The sequence below is a fragment of the Enterobacteriaceae endosymbiont of Plateumaris pusilla genome, from assembly GCF_012562765.1.
In the GTDB taxonomy this organism is placed as follows: Bacteria; Pseudomonadota; Gammaproteobacteria; order Enterobacterales; family Enterobacteriaceae.
The window spans coordinates 16753-39302 of the sequence record NZ_CP046226.1 but is presented as its reverse complement, the minus strand read 5'-3'; the positions used below and the strand labels follow the sequence as shown (position 1 = coordinate 39302).

Below are 22550 nucleotides of genomic sequence, written 5' to 3'. Positions count from 1 at the left end.
TAAATTAAATTAAATAGATTTAATAGTTAAATTCATATGACAAAATTTAAAGATATAATAGAATATTATTTCTCCAAACAAAAAAATCATGAAAAATTATTACAAAATAAAGAATTAATACAATCAGTTAATAATGTTATTGATATGTTAGATAAAGGAAAATTAAGAGTATCAGAAAAAGTAGATAATAAATGGATAACACATCAATGGATAAAAAAAGCTATTTTATTATATTTTAAAATTAGTAATAATTTCTTTATAAAAGACAATTATAATTGTTATTATGATAAAATTCCTTCAAAATTTTATAATATTAATAAAGATGATTTTAATAAACTAAATTGTCGTATTATACCTCCTACTACTGTAAGATATGGATCATTTTTATCTAAAAATGTTATTTTAATGCCTTCTTTTATAAATATAGGATCTTTTATAGGTAAAGGAACTATGATAGATACTTGGTCAACTATTGGATCATGTGCTCAAATTGGAAAAAATGTTCACATATCTGGAGGAGTTGGTATAGGAGGAGTTTTAGAACCTATTCAATCTAATCCAACAATTATAGAAGATAATTGTTTTATTGGAGCTCGATCAGAAATAGTTGAAGGAGTTATTGTTGAAAGTGGTTCAGTTATTTCTATGGGAGTATATATTGGTCAAAGTACTAAAATATATGATAGAGAAACAGGATTAATTTATTTTGGTAAAGTTCCTAGTGGTTCGGTTATAGTTTCTGGTAACTTACCATCTAAAGATGGTAAATATAGTTTATATTGTGCTGTAATAGTAAAAAAAGTAGATTTTAAAACTTTAAGTAAAATTGAAATTAATAACCTTTTACGTGAAAATAATTAAATTATTTAAGTATTTTTTTAAAGAAAATTTATATATTTATAAATAAAAGAAATTATTTTTAATTAAATCTAATACTTATAGATAATAAATGTTTATATAAATTATAATAATTAAATAGGTATTTTATAAATATGAAAGTATTGAGTCATACATTAGGTTTTCCTAGAATTGGTCCTTATCGTGAATTAAAAAAAGCTCAAGAAAAATATTGGAATAATCAAATAACAAAAGAAAAATTATTTAATATTGGTTATAATATTAGGAAATTTAATTTAAATAAACAAATAGATAATCATATTGATTTATTACCTATAGGTGATTTTGCATGGTATGATCATATACTTAATACTAGTTTAATGTTAGGAAATGTTCCTATAAGATTCCAAAAAAAAATAGATAATTCTATAAATATAGATACAATGTTTTATATTGGTAGAGGTTCTATTCATAATAAAAAAGCATTAAATGCTAGTAAAATGACTAAGTGGTTTAATACTAATTATCATTATATAGTTCCTGAATTTTATAAAAATCAGTCTTTTAATTTTATTTGGAAACAATTATTAATTGAATTAGATGAAGCTATAAAAATGAATATTAATAATATTAAACCAATATTAATTGGTCCACTTACATATCTTTGGTTAGGTACCAAAGTAGAAAACAATAATTTTAGTCGTTTAGAATTATTAAAAAATATTTTACCAATTTATATTGAAATATTATTAGAGATAAAAAAAAGAAATATTCAATGGATTCAAATAGATGAACCTATTTTAGCTTTAGAATTACCAGAAAAATGGTTAAAATCATTTAAAAATACTTATGATATATTAAGAAATAATATTAGTAATGATATTAATATATTATTAACAACATATTTTGGTGGTATTAGTCATAATATTGAACTAATTAAATTATTACCTATTAATGGAATACATATAGATTTAGTTAATGGAAAAGATAATATTGAATATATTAATAATAATATTTCTAAAAAATGGATTATATCTTTTGGAATTGTTAGTGGTAGAAATATTTGGAAAACTGATTTAAAAAAATGGTATGATATTTTAATATCTATAAAAAATAATAGACCATTATTATGGATTGGTAGTTCTTGTTCATTAATGCATAGTCCAGTAGATTTAAATTTAGAGTTTAAATTAGATAAAAAAATTAAAAATTGGTTTTCTTTTGCAATACAAAAATGTCAAGAATTATATTTAATAGTTAAAGCTATTAATAATAATGATCCTAGTCAATTAATTGAATGGAGTAAATTCATATATACTAGAAAAATTTCTAAAAAAATAACTAACATACAAGTACAAAAAAAAATATTATTACTTGGTAATAATATTATAAATAATCGTAAACATTATGATACTAGATCAATTTTACAAAAAGAAAAATTAAAATTACCATTAATGCCAACTACAACTATAGGATCATTTCCTCAAACATCAGATATTAGAAAATTAAGATCTGATTTTAAATCAGGATATATTGATTATAATAATTATAAAAAAAATATGAAAAATCATATTAAAAACATTATTAATATTCAAGAAAAATTAGATTTAGATGTATTAGTTCATGGAGAACCAGAAAGAAATGACATGGTTGAATATTTTGGAGAAAATCTTAATGGATTTGTTATAACTGAAAATGGTTGGATTCAAAGTTATGGTTCTCGTTGTGTAAAACCACCAATTATTATTGGAGATATTAGTAGAAGTAAACCAATAACAGTATATTGGTCTCAATACGCACAATCATTAACAAAAAAAATAGTTAAAGGAATGTTAACTGGTCCTATAACAATGTTACTTTGGTCTTTTCCTCGAGATGATATTTCACCTATAGAAATTACTAAGCAAATTGCATTAGCTCTAAAAGAAGAGATATATGACTTAGAAAAATCAAATATTAAAATTATACAAATAGACGAACCTGCTTTAAGAGAAGGATTACCTTTAAAGAAATCTGAATGGAATGAATATTTAAATTGGGCAATAGAATCTTTTCATTTAACAATATCATCTACAAAAGATGAAACACAAATTCATACCCATATGTGTTACTCTGAATTTAAGGATATTATTAATTCTATTCTTATTTTAGATGCTGATGTTATCAGTATTGAAACATCTCGTTCTGGTACTAATTTAATAAAATTATTTAAAAAATTAAATTATCCAAATGAATTAGGATTAGGAGTATATGATATACATTCACCTAATATACCTTCTATAAGTAAAATTCAATCATTTTTAATAGAAGCATTAAAAAATATTTCTTTTAAAAAATTTTGGATAAATCCTGATTGTGGATTGAAAACAAGAACATGGGAAGAGGTAATAAAAAGTTTACATAATATGGTACAAGCAACTAAAATTCTAAGAAAAAAATATAACTATTATTTAAAATAAATAATAAAAAATAATTAATAAATTGCATCCGGGAGGATTCGAACCTCCGACCGCTCGGTTCGTAGCCGAGTACTCTATCCACTAAGCTACGGATGCTAATTACGGTGAGAGAGAGATTCGAACCCTCGATGTAAATTAATATCACATACACCCTTAGCAGGGGCGCGCCTTCAACCACTCGGCCATCTCACCATATAAAAATTATATTATATTTTATGAAAAAATAAGTCAAATTAATTATTAAATAATTTTATATAAAAAATTATTTTATTTATTTTATCAAATTGTTTGCTGATTTTTTTCTGCTTGAATCCGTTGATAAATTTCTTCACGATGTACAGCTATTTCTCTAGGAGCATTAACACCAATTCGTACTTGATTTCCTTTAATTCCTAATACTGTTACTATAACATCATCACCTATCATAAGTGTTTCGCCTACTCGGCGAGTAAGAATAAGCATCCTTTTCTCCTTAAAAGAAATAAAAAAAATGAGAATTAATTAATATTTTATTAAAATTATTAATGAAAATATTTTAATAAGATAAATAAAAATTAAATATATAGATATAATCTTATAAATTTAATTATTTAATTATTTAATTATATTAAATATTATTTTTCTTATATAATTTTAAAAAAAATAATTTAATTTTATTTAAAAATAAAAAAAATTTTTCTTTATTAAAATTACAATTTACTTGTGCTATAGTAACACATCCACCAACTTTACAATATTTTTTATCATAAAATTTATTAATAATTTCAATAACATTAATTTCTTTTGATAAATTTTTAGAAATTTTCATTATTAAATAAAAATTATTTTCCCATTGAGTAGATAATATTATTATAAATTTATTTATTTTACTAATTAAATTTTTTAAAACAAAATTAAAAAATTTAGGATGAAAATTATAAATATTACTTATTATAAAATTTATATCTTGTAAAAAAATACTTTTATCAAATAAAATTTGACTTTCTTTATTAATAAAATATTGTTCAAAATTTTTTAAAGATTTTTTTAAAATATTATTTTTATCTTTATATATTAATATTTTTTCAATTAAATTAGTTTCATTTGTTTTTAAAATATTAGAAATTAATTTTAATTTTTTATTTTGTTTTTGTATATATTCTAATGAATAATTATGAGTAATTGCATGTATTCTTTTAATTCCATGTGATATATTACTAAATTTTTTAATTGTAAAAAAACCAATTTGATTAGTATTTAATATATGAGTACCTTTACAAAATTCTTTAGAAATATTTTCTATTTCTACAATTCTAACAATATTACTGTATTTTTCATTAAATAATGATATTATATTTACATCTTTTTTAGCTATATTTTTATCAACTAAATATGTATTAATAGGAATACTATCAAATATATAGTTATTTATCATTTTTTCTATTTGGAATAACATTGATAATTCAAAGTTTTTTAAATAAGAAAAATCAAAACGTAAATAAGTATGTGTAATATATGATCCTTTTTGTTGTATGTCATTTCCTAATAATTTACGTAAACAAGCATGTAATAAATGTGTTACTGAATGATTTCTACTAATATTTAATCTATGTTTAATATTTATTTTTGCTTTTATGTAATTATTTATTTCTAATGTACCCTCAATCATTTTACCTATATGAAGAATCAAATTTCCATTAATTTTTGTATCATAAACTTCAAACAAATTATTTTTATCTTTTTGTAAAAATCCTATATCACCTATTTGTCCTCCTGATTCCCCATAAAAAGGAGTGATGTTTAATATTATTACTCCTTTATCTCCTTTATTAATTTTATGTACTAATTTATTATTTACATATATATCTAATATACAACTATTAATTTTATATTTATTATAACCATCAAAATTTGATATTTTATTTATATAAAATAATTTTTGATTATTTTTAAATAAACTATTTTTTCTAGAAATACTACGTTGTATATTCATAAATTTTTCAAATTCTTTTTGATCTATATTAATATTTTTTTTTTTACATATATTTTTTATTAAATCTATTGATACTCCAAAAGTATCATATAAGTAAAATAATTTTTCTCCATTTAAAATATTTGTTTTTAATTTTCTAATTTCTTTATTTAATAATATTGTTCCTTTTTTTAAAATAATTTCAAAATTTTCTTCTTCAATTCGTATTACATTTTCAATATAATCAGATTTTTTATTTAGTTTTATTATTTCAGTATTAATATTAATATTTTCTATAAATTTTTTAACTAATTTATAAAAAAAAGGTTTACTTTGTCCTAATATTTTTCCATGATTTATAGCTCTTCTCATAATACGTCTTAATGCATATCCTCTATTTTCATTACTAGGTAGTATTCCTTCATATATTAAATAAACAGTAGATCTAATATGATCTGCTATTACTTTTAATGAATTATTTTCTAAATTTTTAGTATTAGTGATTTTAGCTATATATTGAATTAATTTTTTAAATATATTTAATTGATAATTAGAATCAAATCCTTGTAAAACTGAGCTAATACGTTCCAATCCCATTCCTGTATCTACAGATTGTATGGGTAATGGAATTAATTTTCCATCTAAAGTTTTATTAAATTGTATAAATACAATATTCCATATTTCAATAAAGCGATTTCCAGTATTATTTACAATATTACCAGATAAATGATTACCTAAATCATAAAAAATTTCAGTAGATGGTCCACAAGGACCAGTACTATCCATTTGCCAAAAATTATCAGAATTATAAAGAATATTATTTTTATCTCCGATTAATAAAATATTTTTTTTTAAAATACCTATATCTTTATTCCATATATTATAAGTTTCTTTATCTGTATGATATACAGTAACAAATATTTTATTTTTATTTAAATTAAACCATTTTGAATTTGTTAATAATTCCCACGCATAATAAATTGCTTCTTTTTTAAAATAATCTCCAAAACTAAAATTACCTAACATTTCAAAAAATGTATGATGTCTATTTGTAAAACCTACATTTTCTAAATCATTATGTTTTCCTCCAATACGTATACATTTTTGAATTGTAACTATTCGTGAATAATTAGATTTTTCATATCCTAAAAAATATTTTTTGAATTGATTCATTCCTGCATTTGTAAATAATAATGATGAATCATTGTATGGTATTAACGAACTACCTTCTAATATAATATGTTTTTTATTATAAAAATAATTTAGAAAAATATTACTAATTTCATTGGTTGTCTTTTCCATATGTAGAAAACCTTTAATCTATTTATTGATTATATTAAATTTATTTTTTTAAAAAATAATTATTAAAAAATATTTTTATTTAATAAAAGTTCTCGTATTTTTAATTCAATTTCATTTGCTTTTTTTTTATTTTGTTTTAAAAAATTTATAGCATTTAATTTTCCTTGACCTATTTTTTCACTTTTATAACTATACCATGAACCACATTTTTCAATTATTTTTTGTGAAACACCTAAATCTAATAATTCTCCATAAATATTTATTCCTTCACCATATATAATTTGAAATTCAGCTTGTTTAAAAGGAACAGCAACTTTATTTTTAACTACTTTTACTCTCGTTTCACTGCCTATAATATTATCTCCATTTTTTACAACACCAATTTTACGAATATCTAATCTTATAGAAGAATAAAATTTTAAGGCATTACCTCCAGTAGTAACTTCAGGATTTCCAAATAATACTCCTATTTTCATACGTATTTGATTAATAAAAATTAATAATGTATTAGATTGTTTTAAGTTACTAGCTAATTTACGCATTGCTTGACTCATCATTCTAGCAGCTAATCCTATATGAGAATCACCTATTTCACCTTCAATTTCTGCTTTAGGAGTTAATGCTGCTACAGAATCTACAATAATAACATCTACTATACCTGATTTAGCTAAAGCATCACATAATTCTAATGCTTGTTCTCCTGTATCAGGTTGAGAACATAATAAACGATTAATATCAACGTGAAGTTTTTTTGCATATATTGGATCTAATGCATGTTCTGCATCAATAAAAGCACATATTTTTCCTATTTTTTGAGCTTCAGCTATAACTTGTAATGTTAATGTTGTTTTTCCTGAAGATTCAGGACCATATATTTCTACAATACGACCAATAGGTAAACCACCAATTCCTAAAGCTATATCTAGAGTTATAGATCCTGTTGATATAGATTCTATATCCATAGTTCTATTATCACCTAATCTCATAATAGAACCTTTACCAAATTGTTTTTCTATTTGATTAATAGCATCATCAAGAACTTTTTGTTTTTCTTTTGTTAAACTCACAAATTTTCCTTATAAGTACATAATATTGAAATTAAAATATAATTATTTATTAATATAATATTAATTATTATATATTGTATGTTAATTATAGAATATATTATTAATATAAATAATGAATTTAAAAAAAAATAATGTAATTAATATGGATGAAATTAAAAAATTTTATAAAAAACCTACTTATATTTTAAATATAAAAGGTTTACAATGTCCTAAAACAATAATAATGATAAAAAAAAGTACTGTTAATATGATATTAAATGAAACTTTACTTATTATTACTGATAATAATTTAGTTTATTTAGATATAAAACAATTCTGTTTATTTATGAAATATAAAATTATCAAAAAAAAAATGAATTCTATTCCTTATTTATTTTTAATAAAAAAATTATAATAAATATTTTATATATTATTTCTTACGTATAATTCATAATTTACAATACTTAATTTTTTTTTACGATATAAAAACCAATTTTTTGGTAATGTTATTTTTGTACTATCTGATTTATATTCAATATAAATTAATGCATTTTTTTTTAACCAATTATTATTTTCTAATAAAATACACGTTTTTTTAATTAAAACATTATTATTAGAAAAAGGAGGATCTATAAAAACTAAATCATATTTTTTTCCAGTATTAGATAAATAATTTAAAGTATTTTTATAAATTAATATTAAATTTTTAGCTTGTAATAAAAAAGAATTTTTTTTTAATTGTTGAAAAATTTGAAAATTGTTTTCAATTAAAGTAGAAGATAAAGCATTTCTTGATAAAGCTTCAAAACTAAGAGCACCACTTCCTGCATAACAATCTAAACATTTTAACATATATATTTTTTCTGATAACCAATTAAATAAATTTTCACGGATAAAATTCATTGTAGGTCTTAATTTTTTATTTTTAATTACATATATTTTTTTACCTTTCCATTTACCTGAAATAATATTTATTTTATTCATATTAATGATATTAAATTATTTTTCATAATTATATAAAATTTTACATAAAAATAATATTTATTAATTAATATAAAATTTTAAATATTAAATAATTAATAATATTAAGTATCTTTTATAAAATTAAAAATATAAAATTATAAATATAAAATTATTATAATAAATATACAATAAAATAATATGATAAAAGATAAAATATCTGTTACTTCTATAAAAATAAAGAAAAAAAAACAAGGATTTTTAAATTTTTTAAAAAATAGTCTATTTAAAACTAGTCAAAATTTAAGTAAAGAAATTATTAATGTTTTTAATAAAAAAAATATTATAGATGAAAAATTATTTAATTTTTTAAAAAATACTTTAATTACTGCTGATGTAGGATTAAATACAACTAAAAAAATTATTGATTTAGTTTCTAACTATGCAAATAAAAAACAAATAAAAAATTCTTATTTATTATATAATTATATAAAACAAGAAATGTTAAATATATTAATTCCTGTAGAAATTCCATTAATTATTAAAAATAAAAAACCTTTTGTAATTTTAATTATTGGTGCTAATGGTGTTGGTAAAACAACTACTATAGGAAAATTGGCTTATTATTTTTATAATAATAGTAAATCAGTGCTTTTAGCATCTGGAGATACTTTTAGAGCCGGAGCTGACAAACAATTAACTTCTTGGAGTAATAAAAGTCATAGTTTTATTATAAATAATTATAAAAAAAAAGATAGTGCATCTGTAATTTTTGATGCTTTATATGAAGCTAAAAAAAATAATATAGATATATTAATAGCAGATACAGCAGGAAGATTACATAATAACTTAAATTTAATAGAAGAATTAAAAAAAATTGTTCGTGTAATAAAAAAAATTAATAATGAATCTCCTGATGAAATTATGTTGATATTAGATGCTAATATTGGACAAAATTCTATTAATCAATTGAAAGCATTTCATGATAATATAGGAGTTACAGGTATTACTATTACTAAAATTGATGGAACAGCTAAAGGAGGAGTTATTTTTTCTTTAGCTAATGAATTTGGTATTCCAATAAGATATATTGGATCTGGAGAAAAAATTACTAATTTACATTTATTTAATGCTAAAGATTTTGTTAATGCTATTTTTTATAAAAATTAGTATTTTACTAAAAAATTTATTTTTTATTATAATTAAAAATATTAAGAGGATATGATGATTAAAGATATGATGTTAACATCATCCATTACTCCATTAGGAACTTTAGAATCATATATATATATAACTAATATATGGCCTATGTTAACTAACATAGAAGAAAAAGAATTATCAAAAAAATTATTTTATCAAGGTGATATTGAAGCAGCAAAAAAATTAATTTTATCTCATTTACGTTTTGTTGTTCATGTTGCAAAAAATTATTCTGGGTATGGATTACAATTAGCTGATCTTATACAAGAAGGTAATATAGGTTTAATGAAAGCCGTTCGTAGGTTTAATCCAGAAATAGGTGTTCGTTTAGTTTCTTTCGCTGTTCATTGGATAAAAGCAGAAATACATGAGTATGTATTACGAAATTGGCGTATAGTAAAAGTAGCAACTACTAAAGCACAAAGAAAATTATTTTTTAATTTACGAAAAGCTAAACAAAGATTAGGTTGGTTTAATCAAGAAGAAATTAATATGGTAGCTAGAGAATTAGGAGTATCAACTAAAGATGTAAAAGAAATGGAATCAAGAATGTCAGCACAAGATATGACATTTGATTTTCCTATTAAAAATAATGTTAAAAATAATAGAAGTATTAATTCTATATATTTTCTTCAAGATAAAAAATCTAATTTTGCTTATGATATTGAAAAAAAAAATTGGAAAAATTATATTTCACGTAAATTATCAAATGCTATTTTAAAATTAGATCAACGAAGTAGAAATATAATATATTCTAGATGGTTAAATAAAAATGAAAATAAAACTACATTACAAGAATTAGCTAATTATTATGGTATTTCTGCTGAAAGAATTCGTCAATTAGAAAAAAATGCTATGAAAAAATTGCGTTTATCAATAGAACATTATTAATTAAAGTAATTATACTAATTAGTAATTATGTATATAAAATATTATTATTAATATTGAATATTATTTATTATCAACTATATTTATTATTAAAATAAAGGATATATATCATGGCTAGTAAAAGAGGTATTAATAAAGTAATTTTAATAGGTAATTTAGGAAAAGATCCTGAAATTCGTTATATGCCAAATGGTAAAGCTGTTGTTAATATTATAATAGCTACTTCAGAACATTGGAGAGATAAACAAACTAAAGAAAATAAAGAAAAAACTGAATGGCATAGAATTGTAATTTTTGGAAAATTAGCAGAAATTGCTAATGAATATTTACGAAAAGGATCACAAGTATATATAGAAGGATATTTGCAAACAAGAAAATGGCAAGATCAAAATGGACAAGATCATTATATTACTGAAATTATAGTCAGTATAGGAGGTACTATGAAAATGTTAGGTAATAGTTCTCGTCAAAATGAAAATATTATTAATAAACAACAAATTAATAAAGATAAATTAAAAAATAATAATTGGAATATAAAAAAAAATAATAATATGATAAATAAAGAAAATAATCAATCATTATTATCAGAAAAAAATGAAAACATTATTGATTTTGAAGATGACATACCATTTTAATTATTAAAGTTTATTTTTTAATAAATTTATTATAAAATTATAATTTTATTAATCTATAATTAAAAGATTTTACATTATGTTATATAATAATAAATTATTATTATCATTAAAAGAAAAATTTTCTAATAAATCTTTTCTAGTAAAAGGAATTGTAAAAATTTTTGATAATAAATCAGGTATTTTAGAAACAGAATCTAATCATATATATGAAATATCTAATATACATATAAAATATGTAATACATGAAGATTATATTATTGCTAGTATTAAAAATATTAATAATAAATTAATAGCTATTCCTATTAAATTATTAAAATCATCAGTAAATATTTTTATAGGACATATACAAATTAATAATAATAAATTATTTATTATTCCAGAAAAAAAATATTTAAATAATATGACTATATTATGTTTTCCTAAAGAAAATATTAAACATATTATTAAAAATAAAGATAAAGTAATTGTAAATATAATTAATCATCCTCTAAAAACACAAAAAAATATTTTTATTGCAGAAATAATAGAATATATTACAAATAATAATAAGTATTTGATTCCATGGTGGTCTATACTTTTTAAGTATAATCTTTCAATTAATCCACCTAGTGATAATTTATGTAAAAACATACAAATCTTAGATGAAAATTTATATAGAAAAGATCTTACAAATTTATATTTTATTACAATAGATAATAATGATACTAAAGAAATAGATGATGCTCTATATATAGAAGAGATATCTTCAAAAGAATTAATTATTAATATAGCTATAGCTGATCCTACATCATATATTTTAGAAAATAGTGAATTAGATAAAATTGCATTAAAACGTATGTTTACTAATTATTTACCTGGATTTACTGTTCCTTTATTACCTAAATTTTTATCAGAAAATTTATGTTCTTTGAATCCTAATCAAAAAAGATCTGCATTAATATGTAAAATAAAAATAAATGAATATGGTTTTTTATCAAAAAATATAAATTTTTTTTTAGCTTGGATAAAGTCAAAAGCTAAATTAAATTATTATAATGTATCTAACTGGCTAGAAAATATAGGAAGTTGGAAACCAATAGATAATAATGTTAGAAAACAAATATTATTATTATATAAATTTTATCAATATCGTATTAAATGGACAAATAAAAATGTTTTATTATTTAATAATATAGATTATAAATTTATATTTAATAAAAAAGGAAAAATATTAAATATTATAATAGAAGAAAAACGTATTGCACATAAAATTATTGAAGAAGCAATGATAACTGCTAATATATGTGCAGCTAAAATTTTAAAAGATAATTTAGGTTTTGGTATTTATAATATAAATAATGGTTTTAATTATAAAAAAATTAATCAAGTAATATTTTTATTAAAAGAATATAATATTCAATGTGATAAAAATTATCTGATGAATTTAAAAGGATTTAAAGAAATTAATGATAAATTACAAAATTTAAATTTGAAATCATTAATACATCGTTTAAAAAAATATCAATTAATGACAATTTTTCATTTAAAACCAGCTCCACATTTTTATTTAGGAGTCAAATATTATGCTACTTGGACATCACCTATTCGTAAATTTGGAGATATGATCAATCATAGATTATTAAAGTCTATAATTAAAAAAGAAAAAATTAATAAACCATCAGATAAAATTTTTTTTCTAATGAATAAAAAAAAATGTTTAAATAAACAAGCTTCAAGAGATTTATCTTCTTGGTTATATTATAAATATTTAAAAAAAAGTATTTATACAAAAGAAATTTTTATATCTGAAATAATTGATATATTATATACTGGAATTCGTGTTCGTTTAATAAAAAATGGAGCATATGCTTTTATACCAAAAAAATTTTTATATCCAATTATTAATGAAATTAATATTAATTCTAAAATGGGTTTAATTTATATTAAAAATAAATTATTTTTTAAATTAAATGATATAATTAAAGTTATTATTAAAGAAATAAATATTAATACATATAATATTATTGTTAAATTAGCAAAATAATTAAAATTAATTTTAGGATATTTAAATGAAATTTAAAGGACATATAATATTTGCTATATCTAGTAGTATATTAATTAAACATTTTATTTTAAATAAATATCATATCCAATATGATTGGTGGCATATAATTCCTGCATCATTAATAACATGTTTATTACCAGATATTGATCATCCTAAATCTATTTTAGGAAATAAAATCAAAATTTTTTCATATATAATATCTAAATTATTTGGTCATCGAGGTTTTACTCATAGCTTATTATCTTTAATTATTATTATATATTGTTTATTTTTTTTAAATTTTAATTTTATTCCTGTTGATGTAAAAATAGGATTTATTATAGGTTATTTTAGTCATATATTATCTGATATATTAACTCCTAGTGGAGTACCATTATTATGGCCATATAAAAAAAAATTTAAATTTCCAATTATAAAAAATAATTTTTTTCAAGAAGAAATATTTTGTTATATATTATTAATAATATCTTTATATTTATTAAAACCGATTGGAAGTAATTTTATTATAAAATTATATAATAACTTATCTCATTAATTCATTTTTAAAATAAATAAAATTTGTTAATTACTATTTTTTATTAACAATAAATGATATTATTTTAGTAAAAACATAAAGTTACTTTTTCTATATTATTTATAAATTTATGATAAAATTTAAAAAAAAAATATTAGTTACATGTGCATTACCATACGCTAATGGTCCTATACATCTAGGACATATGTTAGAACATATTCAAGCAGATATTTGGGTAAGATATAATAGAATGAATAATAATGAAATATATTTTATTTGTGCAGATGATTCTCATGGAACTCCTATTATGTTAAAATCAAAAGAATTAAATATTTCACCAGAAAAAATGATTACTCAAATATATAAACAACATGTCTCAGATTTTAATAATTTTAATATTAGTTATGATAATTATTATACTACACATAGTAATGAAAATCGTTTAATATCTAGATCTATTTATTTACGTTTGAAAAAAAATAAATTTATAAAAAAAAAAATTATTAATCAATTATATGATGATCAACATCATATGTTTTTACCAGATAGATTTGTAAAAGGAACATGTCCAAAATGTAATTCTTTAAATCAATACGGAGATAATTGTGAAATTTGTGGATCAACTTATAACTCTATTGATTTAATTAATCCAATTTCTATTTTATCTAATACCATTCCAAAATTACGTGCAACTAAACATTATTTTTTTGATTTACCTCAATTTACTAATATAATTAAAAAATGGATTAGTTCAGGAGTTTTACAAAAATCAGTAGAACATAAAGTAAAAGAATGGTTTACATCAGGATTAAAATTATGGGATATAACTAGAGATAAACCATATTTTGGATTTAAAATACCAGGATCAATTAATAAGTATTTTTATGTTTGGTTAGATGCTCCTATTGGATATATTAGTACTTTTAAAAATTTATGTAATAAAAATAAAAAATTAAATTTTAAAGAATGGTGGAATGTTAATTCCATAACAGAACTATATCATTTTATAGGAAAAGATATAATTTATTTTCATAGTTTGTTTTGGCCAGCTATTTTAGAAGGAAGTAATTTTAGAAAACCTAATAAATTATTTGTTCATGGACATGTAACATTAAATGGAAAGAAAATGTCAAAATCAAGAGGTACATTTATTACTGCAAAAAATTGGTTAAAATATGCAGATTCTGATAGTCTACGTTTTTATTATGCTTCAAAATTATCTTTAAATACAGATGATATTGATTTAAATTTAAATGATTTTGTTACAAAAATTAATAATAGTATTGTTAATAAAATAGTTAATTTAGCATCTCGTACATCATTTTTTATAAATAATTATTTTAATAACACACTATCAAAAAACATTGATATTAAATTATATCATAATTTTCTTGAACAATCAAAAAATATTAATAATTATTTTCAAAATTTACAATTTAGTCATGTCGTACAAGAGATTTTAAAATTAACAGATATTGCTAATCGTTATATTGATAGTGAAAAACCTTGGTTATTATCTAAAAAAAATTATAAAGATTTAAATATACAAAATATTTGTTCTATGGGTATTAACATGTTTCGTGTAATTATAACTTATATAAAACCAATTATGCCTATATTATCCCAGAATAGTGAAATTTTTTTAAATAAAAAAATATGTTTTTATAATTTAAATAAACCACTTTTAGGAAAAAAAATTAATACATTTAAAATATTATTTAAAAGAATTGATATTAATAATCTTAAAAGAATAATTGAATTATCAAAAAATTAATTTTTATTTTAATTAATATTTTTTATTAAATTTTATGTAATATTTTATATTATTACTTAAAATATTAAATGATAAAACAGTTATAAATATAGCTAAGCTAGGAAAAATAATTAAATGTGGTGATATTAATAAATCAGATCTAGATTCATTTATCATTAATCCCCATTCAGGGGTTGGTGATTGTACACCAAAACCTAAAAATGATAAACTTGAAGCAGTAATAATAGCAGTTCCTATTCTCATAGTTGAATATATTATAATTGAATTAATAACACAAGGAAAAATATGATAAAAAATTATTTTAATATTAGATAAACCAATACAACGAGATGCTAAGATAAAATCTTGATTTTTTATCGTTAAAGTATGACTTCTTACAAATCTAATAAAAATTGGAATATTTAAAATAGATATAGAAAAAATTATATTCAAAATTCCATTTTTAATAAAAATTGATATTAATACAGCTAATAATATACTAGGTAATGCAAGTAATATATCGCATATTTTAATAACTAAAATATCTAAATAATTTTCATAATATCCAATAAATAATCCTAAAAAAGATCCAATACTAGCTCCTATTATTATAGAAATTATACTAATCATAAGGGTAATATGAGTACCATATAGTATTCTACTAAAAATATCTCTTCCTAAAGAATCTAAACCAAATAAATGTAATTTACTAGGACCTTCATTTAAATGATTAAAATCAAAATAATTAATAGGATCAAAAGGTAAAATTAATGGATAAGATATTGATATAAAAATAAGTAATATAATAAATATTATTGATATTATAAAACTAAAATTTAATTTTTTCATTAATAAAAAACCTAAATAAATTAATTTATTTATTAATTATATAATAAATTTATTTTTAAGTTTAGGATTAATTAATTTATAGATAAAATCTAAAATTATATTAATTAATATAAATTCTATTGAAAATAATATTATTGAAGCTTGTATTATAGGATAATCTCTCATTTCTATAGCATCTAATAATAATTTTCCCATACCAGGTAAATTAAATATTATTTCTACTGTAATAGATCCACTTAATAAAAAACCAAATTCTAAACCAATAATAGTAATTATTGGAATCATAGCATTACGTAATGCATGTTTTATAAAAATTTTATATTCACTAATACCATTAGCTCTTGCACTACAAATATAGTTTTCTTTTATAATATTTTGTAAAGATATTTTAGTAATTCTAGTAATAATTGATATAACAGTAATACTAAGAGTAATAATAGGTAAAATATAAATATAAGAATGATTATTATTAATTGAAATAAAATTATTTTTTATAGAAAAAAAATATATTAATAAAAATCCAATTATAAAAGGAGGAAATGATATACCTGCTATAGTAAATATATTTATTATATAATCAATATAACTATTATTTTTTATACAACTAAATACTCCTAATAAAATTCCAGTAATAGATCCTATTATGATACTTATTATTGTTAAATAAAATGTGTTTAAAAACTTTGGTAAAATTTCTTCTAATACAGATTTTTTAGAAATAAATGAATATCCTAAATTTCCATGTATAATATTTTTTAAAAAATATATGAATTGTGTAATAAAATTTTGATCTAATCCTAATTCAGTACGTATATTTTTAATTGTAATATGACTAACTTCAGGATTACTCATTAAACTAACAGGATCTCCTGGTAATATATGAGATATTGTAAATATTATAAAAATAACAATAAATATTAAAATAATTGTTTCTATGATTTTTTTAAATATAAAAGTGAACATAAATTATAATATTTGAATTAATATATTTTATCAACTTCAGTAAAATCAAATCCTCCATCAGGTTGTATATAAAAATTAATTAATTTTTTATTATAAGCAACGATTAATTTTTCTATTACTAATGGAACCCATGGTTTATCATGCCAGATAATATCTTGTATTTTTTTATATAATATTTTTTTTACAAAGATATTAGTTGTTTTATTAGCATTAATTAATATTTTATCTACAATATTATTACTATAAAAAGAAGTATTAAATAATTTTGGAGGAAAAGATAATGTTGAAAATAATGGAGTTAAAGCCCAATTAATCTCTCCTGTAGAAGGAGACCATCCTGTATACAACATTAATAATTCACTATATTTTTTATTTTTAGATTCTACTTGTGTAACTCTTTGTTCTGTATTTAAAGCAAATATTCTAACATGGATACCTACTAATGATAGTTGTTGTTGGATAATTTGCAATACTTTTAATGATGTACTATTATTATGTGAAGACCATAATATAGTATTAAATCCATTAGGATAACCAGCTTCTTTTAAGAGTTTTCTTGATTTTTTAGGATTATATTTAATTTTTGGATATTTTATTGAATATTTTATTAAAGGAGATGTAATTCCATTGGATGGTATAGCGTATCCAGAAAAAGCAACTTTTATTAAAATATTACGATTAATAGCATAATTAATTGCTTCTCTAATTTTTAGATTATTAAAAGGAGATTTAGTAACATTAAAACTAATATATCTTTGCATAATTGAATTAACTATAGATATATTAATATTAGAAGAATTTTTTTTTAAAAATTTTACTTGTTCTGCAGAAATAGGATAAGCAAGATCTACCTCTCCATTTTTTAACATTATTACTCTACTATTATTATCTAATACTGATAACCAAGTAATATTATCTATTTTAGGATATTTTTTTTTCCAAAATTTATTCCATTTTTTAACTTTTAAATATTCTTTGGAAGACCATTTAATAAAAATATACGGTCCAGTTCCTACTGGATGAAATTTAATATTTTTACCATACTTATTTATAGCATTAGGTGATACTATAACAGCTGCTGGATGTGCCAAAATATTAATAAATGAAGACATTGGTTGTTTTAAAATAAATTTTACTGTTAAATTATTTAAAATTATAACTTTATCAATAATATTAAAGAGACTATATCTTTTAAAATTATTTTTTTTATTTTTAAAACGATCAAAATTAATTTTAACAGCATGAGCATTAAAATTAGTATTATCATGAAATTTAATACCAGATTTTAAATAAATAATCCAAATATATCCATTTTTTTTTATTTTATAATTATTTGCTAATACATTTTTTATTTTCATATTTTTATCAAATTCAAATAATCCTTGATAAAATGATTTAGCAATATTTTGTGATAATGTATCATTAGCATCATATGGTTCTAAAGTAGTTAAATCTGAACCAATAGCTATTATTATGTCTTTTGTATTAGCAAATAACATATTATTAAATATAAAAAAAACAATAAATAATATATATTTTATATTATTTTTTATTCTCATTATTTATTTACCTTAATTTAATTTTTAAATTTAAATATTATTAGATCTTTGTATTACATAATGATCTATACCTACTTTGATAAAATTTTTTTTTGGTAATATAGTTCCAATAGGAAAAATATTTTTTTTTTTAAAATTGTTAGAATATTCTAATATATTAGAATATTCGTTATTTTTTACATGCATATTAAATATTGAAAATATTAATCTTTTAGTATAATCATGTTGAGGATTTTCAAAAATTGATTTTGAAGGACCAATTTCTATTATTTCACCTAGATACATTATTGCAATACGATGACTAATACGTTTTATCATTGTAATATCATGAGATATTATTATAAATGATATATTAAAATTATTTTGTAATTCAAGTATTAAATTAAATATTTTAGATTGTATTATAATATCTAAAGATGAAAATGATTCATCAGCTATTATAATTTGAGGTTGAATTGCTAATGCTCTAGCTATACAAATTCTTTGACGTTGTCCTCCAGAACATTCTTTAGGATAACGATTTATAAAATTAGATTTTAATCCTACACATTTAAGTAAATATTTTACCCGTTTTATTAATTGATTATGTGTTAATAATACATTATGTACTAATAATGGTTCCATTATAGAATAACCAATATTTTTTTTAGGATTCAGAGATGTATATGAATTTTGAAAAATACATTGTATATTTTTTTTAATATATAATAAATCTTTTGGATTATATAAATTTATTGTTTTATTATTAAGTAAAAATAATTTGATTTGACTATCTACTAAATTAAAAATAGATTTTATTATTGTTGATTTTCCACATCCAGATTCACCAATTATAGATAATGTTTCACCTTTATATAAATGAAAACTAACTCTTTCTACAGCATATATTTGATGTGATATTTTATTAAAAAAATTATTTTTTATATTAAAACGAGTAATAATATTTTTTATTTTTAAAAGTGGTATTTTTTTTTTAATTATAGTTTTATCAGATACATATTTATTATATAATGAACTATATTTTATAGTATAAAAAAATTTTTTATTTTTATTTAAAATAAATTTAGGATAATTTTTCAATAAATATTGAGTATATTTATGTTTAGGGTTTTGTAAAATATTAAATACAGAAGAGTTTTCTACTATTTTTCCTTTATACATAATAATAACTTGATCTGCTATTAAATTAATTAAACCTAAATTATGTGTAATAAAAATTACTCCCATATTTCTTTCTTTTTTTATATCTTTTATTAATTTTAATAATTCTTTTTGTAATATAGTATCTAAGGCTGTTGTAGGTTCATCAGCTATTAAAATAGTTGGATAACATGATATTGCTATAGCAATACATATTCTTTGTAACATTCCTCCAGATAATTGATAAGGATAATAATTAATTATATTATTAATATTAGGAATTTGTACTAAATCTAATAATTTTTTTGCTTCATTTAATGAATTACTATAACTTTTATGTTGATGTAGTTGAATTACTTCTGTTATTTGTTCTCCTATTTTAAATAAAGGATTAAGACTACTAAAAGGATCTTGAAAAACCATAGATATTTCTGATCCTCTAATTTTATTTAAATTTGATAATTTTAATTTAGTTAAATCTATCTTCTTATTTTTTTTTGTATATAAAAAAATATTACCATTAATAATTTTTCCACCATAAAATTCAATTAAACGCATTATAGATAATGAAGTAACGGATTTACCTGATCCTGATTCACCAATAATAGCTAATACTTCGTTTAAATATGTATTAAATGATATATTATGAATAATTTTAATTAAATCATTATTTTTATTTAATAAACTAATGCCAAGATTTTTTACTTCTAGTACATTTTTTTTTTTAGATGTACTAATAATATTCATATATCCTCTAAAAAATATTTAGATATTTATCTTAATAAAATTTTAATTTAAATATTTATTTTTATATAATTTAATAAAATTTATATAATAAAAAATATTTATTTGATAACAATAGGTACTCTTTTAGATAAAGAACACATTAATTCATAACCAATAGTATTTGCTGATTGAGCAATATTATCTATTTTAATATTTTCTCCCCATAATTCTACTTTACTTCCAATATTTGCAGTTGGAATATTTATTAAATCTACTGCAATCATATCCATAGAAACATCACCTAAAATTTTTGTTATATGGCCATCTACTAAAACTGGAGTATTATCAGATATATTTTTAGGATATCCATCAGCATAACCACATGCTACAATTCCTATACGACGATATTTATTAGTATAATATGAATAATTATATCCTACGGTATTTCCTGGTAATAATTTTTGTATACTAATTATTTCACTATTTAATGTCATGACAGGAATAATTTTATTTTTTTTTATATCTTTCCAATTTCCAGTAGGAGATGCTCCATATAATATTATTCCTGGTCTTACCCAATCATAATGTGTTTGTGGATGCCATAATATGGCAGCAGAATTAGCAAATGAACGTAAATAATTATATTTATCTATATAATTATTTATATAGTTAATAGTATTATTTACTATATTATAAGATTTTTTAGATGCATTAGCAAAATGTGCCATAAAAGTAATATTTTTTATTTTGATTTTATCAATAATATTTATTACTGTAGGAATATATTTTATGTTAAATCCTAACCTATTCATACCACTATTAATTTTTATATATATATCAATAGGATATTTTGGTTTATTTAATAATAACATTTTTAATTGCCAATTACTATGTATAGTAATTGTTATATGATATTTATATATCACATCCAAATCTTTAATACTAAAAAAACCTTCTAATAAAAGAATAGGTTTATTACAACCACATTTTCTTAATAAAATAGCTTCATCTAAAGTTAATACTGCAAAACCATCTGTTTGTATTAAACTTTCCCAAATATTTTTAATACCATGTCCATATGCATTGGCTTTTATTACTGACCAAATTTTTGATTTAGATATTATATTTTTTATTAATTTTAAATTATGTTTTAATGCATTAGTATTAATAACAGCAAAAATAGGTCTTGTCATTAATTAAATCTCTAAAAAAATGAAATTTATATATTGATTATTTTAAATTTATCTAAATAATATAAATATATGTTATATTAAAAGAAATTTTATTTCAAGATAGTTATAATTTATTAATTTTATATAAATATTATTTATAATATATAAATAAAAATATAATTATTCTATTAATTATTAGGAGCTAAATGATGATTACCAGTAAATTTGGTATTGGTCAACAGGTAAGACATAAATTATTAGGTTTTTTAGGAGTTATAATTGATGTTGATCCTGAATATTCACTAAGAGATCCTAAAATTGATGAAGTTGCAAAGAGTAAAACATTACGTAATAAACCATGGTATCACGTAGTAATGGAAGATGATACAGGACAACCTGTACATACATATTTAGCAGAAGCACAACTTTCAGGAGAACCATTAGAATATGAACATCCTGAACATTCATCATTAGATGAACTATCAGCTTCTATTAAAAAACAGTTAATAACACCTAAATTAAGAAATTAATTTTATTAAATTGTAAAAAGAG

General features: G+C 19.6%; 18 protein-coding genes, 2 tRNA genes and 1 pseudogene. 10 read left to right on the top strand and 11 right to left on the bottom strand.

The genetic code is table 11. The annotated features are described in order from the left end of the window. Positions 1 to 36 precede the first annotated feature (36 nt). Both dapD and metE read left to right on the top strand, forming a co-directional pair. Entirely contained in the window at positions 37 to 861 is an 825-nt protein-coding gene (gene dapD, locus GJT83_RS00200) for a 2,3,4,5-tetrahydropyridine-2,6-dicarboxylate N-succinyltransferase (protein ID WP_168892461.1), read from the top strand. Between the two features lie 131 nt (positions 862 to 992). After that, the gene (gene metE / locus GJT83_RS00195) at positions 993 to 3296 is read left to right on the top strand and encodes a 5-methyltetrahydropteroyltriglutamate--homocysteine S-methyltransferase (RefSeq protein WP_168892460.1); all 2304 of its coding nucleotides are present in this window, start codon (positions 993 to 995) and stop codon (positions 3294 to 3296) included. Positions 3297 to 3319: 23 nt separating this feature from the next. Here metE and GJT83_RS00190 read toward each other — a convergent pair. The 5 genes and pseudogenes from GJT83_RS00190 to recA form a co-directional block, all read right to left on the bottom strand. Continuing rightward, positions 3320 to 3392: transfer RNA gene (locus GJT83_RS00190), tRNA-Arg, on the bottom strand. Positions 3393 to 3398: 6 nt separating this feature from the next. Beyond that, a tRNA-Ser gene (locus GJT83_RS00185) sits at positions 3399 to 3488 on the bottom strand. Between the two features lie 87 nt (positions 3489 to 3575). Continuing rightward, positions 3576 to 3758: a carbon storage regulator CsrA gene (gene csrA, locus GJT83_RS00180; RefSeq protein ID WP_168892459.1), complete on the bottom strand. Its 183-nt coding sequence runs from the start codon at positions 3756 to 3758 to the stop codon at positions 3576 to 3578. A 145-nt stretch (positions 3759 to 3903) separates the two neighbouring features. After that, entirely contained in the window at positions 3904 to 6549 is a 2646-nt protein-coding gene (gene alaS, locus GJT83_RS00175) for an alanine--tRNA ligase (RefSeq protein WP_168892458.1), read from the bottom strand. 77 nt (positions 6550 to 6626) lie between these two features. Next, positions 6627 to 7616: pseudogene (recA, locus tag GJT83_RS00170) on the bottom strand (recombinase RecA); the annotation flags it as partial. Positions 7617 to 7728: 112 nt separating this feature from the next. Here recA and GJT83_RS00165 point away from each other — a divergent pair. Continuing rightward, positions 7729 to 8010, top strand: coding sequence for a sulfurtransferase TusA family protein (locus GJT83_RS00165; RefSeq protein ID WP_168892456.1), 282 nt, complete (start codon positions 7729 to 7731; stop codon positions 8008 to 8010). An 8-nt stretch (positions 8011 to 8018) separates the two neighbouring features. On the opposite strand, the gene rsmD is transcribed toward GJT83_RS00165, so the two are convergent. Continuing rightward, on the bottom strand, positions 8019 to 8579 hold the full coding sequence (gene rsmD / locus GJT83_RS00160; protein WP_168892455.1) for a 16S rRNA (guanine(966)-N(2))-methyltransferase RsmD: 561 nt from the start codon (positions 8577 to 8579) through the stop codon (positions 8019 to 8021). 177 nt (positions 8580 to 8756) lie between these two features. Here rsmD and ftsY point away from each other — a divergent pair, with 177 nt between their 5' ends. From ftsY to metG, 6 genes are all read left to right on the top strand, one after another. Beyond that, entirely contained in the window at positions 8757 to 9725 is a 969-nt protein-coding gene (ftsY, locus tag GJT83_RS00155) for a signal recognition particle-docking protein FtsY (RefSeq protein ID WP_168892454.1), read from the top strand. Positions 9726 to 9779: 54 nt separating this feature from the next. Then, entirely contained in the window at positions 9780 to 10646 is an 867-nt protein-coding gene (gene rpoH / locus GJT83_RS00150) for an RNA polymerase sigma factor RpoH (protein ID WP_168892453.1), read from the top strand. 107 nt (positions 10647 to 10753) lie between these two features. After that, complete coding sequence (gene ssb / locus GJT83_RS00145; RefSeq protein ID WP_168892452.1) at positions 10754 to 11278, top strand: single-stranded DNA-binding protein; 525 nt, start codon at positions 10754 to 10756, stop codon at positions 11276 to 11278. Between the two features lie 76 nt (positions 11279 to 11354). Next, entirely contained in the window at positions 11355 to 13301 is a 1947-nt protein-coding gene (locus tag GJT83_RS00140) for an exoribonuclease II (protein WP_168892451.1), read from the top strand. A 25-nt stretch (positions 13302 to 13326) separates the two neighbouring features. Further along, complete coding sequence (locus GJT83_RS00135; protein ID WP_168892450.1) at positions 13327 to 13857, top strand: metal-dependent hydrolase; 531 nt, start codon at positions 13327 to 13329, stop codon at positions 13855 to 13857. A 109-nt stretch (positions 13858 to 13966) separates the two neighbouring features. Then, positions 13967 to 15610, top strand: coding sequence for a methionine--tRNA ligase (gene metG, locus GJT83_RS00130; protein WP_168892449.1), 1644 nt, complete (start codon positions 13967 to 13969; stop codon positions 15608 to 15610). A gap of 12 nt (positions 15611 to 15622) precedes the next feature. On the opposite strand, the gene GJT83_RS00125 is transcribed toward metG, so the two are convergent. The 5 genes from GJT83_RS00125 to alr all read right to left on the bottom strand — a co-directional run bounded on the left by GJT83_RS00125 (position 15623) and on the right by alr (position 22019). Continuing rightward, a complete protein-coding gene (locus tag GJT83_RS00125; protein ID WP_168892448.1) occupies positions 15623 to 16438 on the bottom strand; it encodes an ABC transporter permease subunit in 816 nt (271 codons plus the stop codon). A 36-nt stretch (positions 16439 to 16474) separates the two neighbouring features. Next, positions 16475 to 17401, bottom strand: a complete 927-nt coding sequence (locus tag GJT83_RS00120) for an ABC transporter permease (RefSeq protein WP_168892447.1) — start codon at positions 17399 to 17401, stop codon at positions 16475 to 16477. Positions 17402 to 17418: 17 nt separating this feature from the next. After that, positions 17419 to 18960, bottom strand: a complete 1542-nt coding sequence (gene gsiB, locus GJT83_RS00115) for a glutathione ABC transporter substrate-binding protein GsiB (protein WP_168892446.1) — start codon at positions 18958 to 18960, stop codon at positions 17419 to 17421. Positions 18961 to 18990: 30 nt separating this feature from the next. After that, positions 18991 to 20847 (bottom strand): ABC transporter ATP-binding protein, encoded by a 1857-nt coding sequence (locus GJT83_RS00110; protein ID WP_168892445.1) that lies wholly within the window; start codon positions 20845 to 20847, stop codon positions 18991 to 18993. Between the two features lie 98 nt (positions 20848 to 20945). Next, positions 20946 to 22019 (bottom strand): alanine racemase, encoded by a 1074-nt coding sequence (gene alr, locus GJT83_RS00105; RefSeq protein WP_168892444.1) that lies wholly within the window; start codon positions 22017 to 22019, stop codon positions 20946 to 20948. Between the two features lie 188 nt (positions 22020 to 22207). Here alr and hspQ point away from each other — a divergent pair, with 188 nt between their 5' ends. Continuing rightward, positions 22208 to 22528, top strand: a complete 321-nt coding sequence (gene hspQ / locus GJT83_RS00100; protein ID WP_168892851.1) for a heat shock protein HspQ — start codon at positions 22208 to 22210, stop codon at positions 22526 to 22528. The last annotated feature ends 22 nt before the right edge of the window (positions 22529 to 22550 follow it).

Coding starts and splice junctions, on each gene's coding strand:
- dapD (WP_168892461.1), top strand. CDS start 37: ATGACAAAATTTAAAGATATAATAGAATATTATTTCTCCAAACAAAAA.
- metE (WP_168892460.1), top strand. CDS start 993: ATGAAAGTATTGAGTCATACATTAGGTTTTCCTAGAATTGGTCCTTAT.
- csrA (WP_168892459.1), bottom strand. CDS start 3,758: ATGCTTATTCTTACTCGCCGAGTAGGCGAAACACTTATGATAGGTGAT.
- alaS (WP_168892458.1), bottom strand. CDS start 6,549: ATGGAAAAGACAACCAATGAAATTAGTAATATTTTTCTAAATTATTTT.
- GJT83_RS00165 (WP_168892456.1), top strand. CDS start 7,729: ATGAATTTAAAAAAAAATAATGTAATTAATATGGATGAAATTAAAAAA.
- rsmD (WP_168892455.1), bottom strand. CDS start 8,579: ATGAATAAAATAAATATTATTTCAGGTAAATGGAAAGGTAAAAAAATA.
- ftsY (WP_168892454.1), top strand. CDS start 8,757: ATGATAAAAGATAAAATATCTGTTACTTCTATAAAAATAAAGAAAAAA.
- rpoH (WP_168892453.1), top strand. CDS start 9,780: ATGATTAAAGATATGATGTTAACATCATCCATTACTCCATTAGGAACT.
- ssb (WP_168892452.1), top strand. CDS start 10,754: ATGGCTAGTAAAAGAGGTATTAATAAAGTAATTTTAATAGGTAATTTA.
- GJT83_RS00140 (WP_168892451.1), top strand. CDS start 11,355: ATGTTATATAATAATAAATTATTATTATCATTAAAAGAAAAATTTTCT.
- GJT83_RS00135 (WP_168892450.1), top strand. CDS start 13,327: ATGAAATTTAAAGGACATATAATATTTGCTATATCTAGTAGTATATTA.
- metG (WP_168892449.1), top strand. CDS start 13,967: ATGATAAAATTTAAAAAAAAAATATTAGTTACATGTGCATTACCATAC.
- GJT83_RS00125 (WP_168892448.1), bottom strand. CDS start 16,438: ATGAAAAAATTAAATTTTAGTTTTATAATATCAATAATATTTATTATA.
- GJT83_RS00120 (WP_168892447.1), bottom strand. CDS start 17,401: ATGTTCACTTTTATATTTAAAAAAATCATAGAAACAATTATTTTAATA.
- gsiB (WP_168892446.1), bottom strand. CDS start 18,960: ATGAGAATAAAAAATAATATAAAATATATATTATTTATTGTTTTTTTT.
- GJT83_RS00110 (WP_168892445.1), bottom strand. CDS start 20,847: ATGAATATTATTAGTACATCTAAAAAAAAAAATGTACTAGAAGTAAAA.
- alr (WP_168892444.1), bottom strand. CDS start 22,019: ATGACAAGACCTATTTTTGCTGTTATTAATACTAATGCATTAAAACAT.
- hspQ (WP_168892851.1), top strand. CDS start 22,208: ATGATTACCAGTAAATTTGGTATTGGTCAACAGGTAAGACATAAATTA.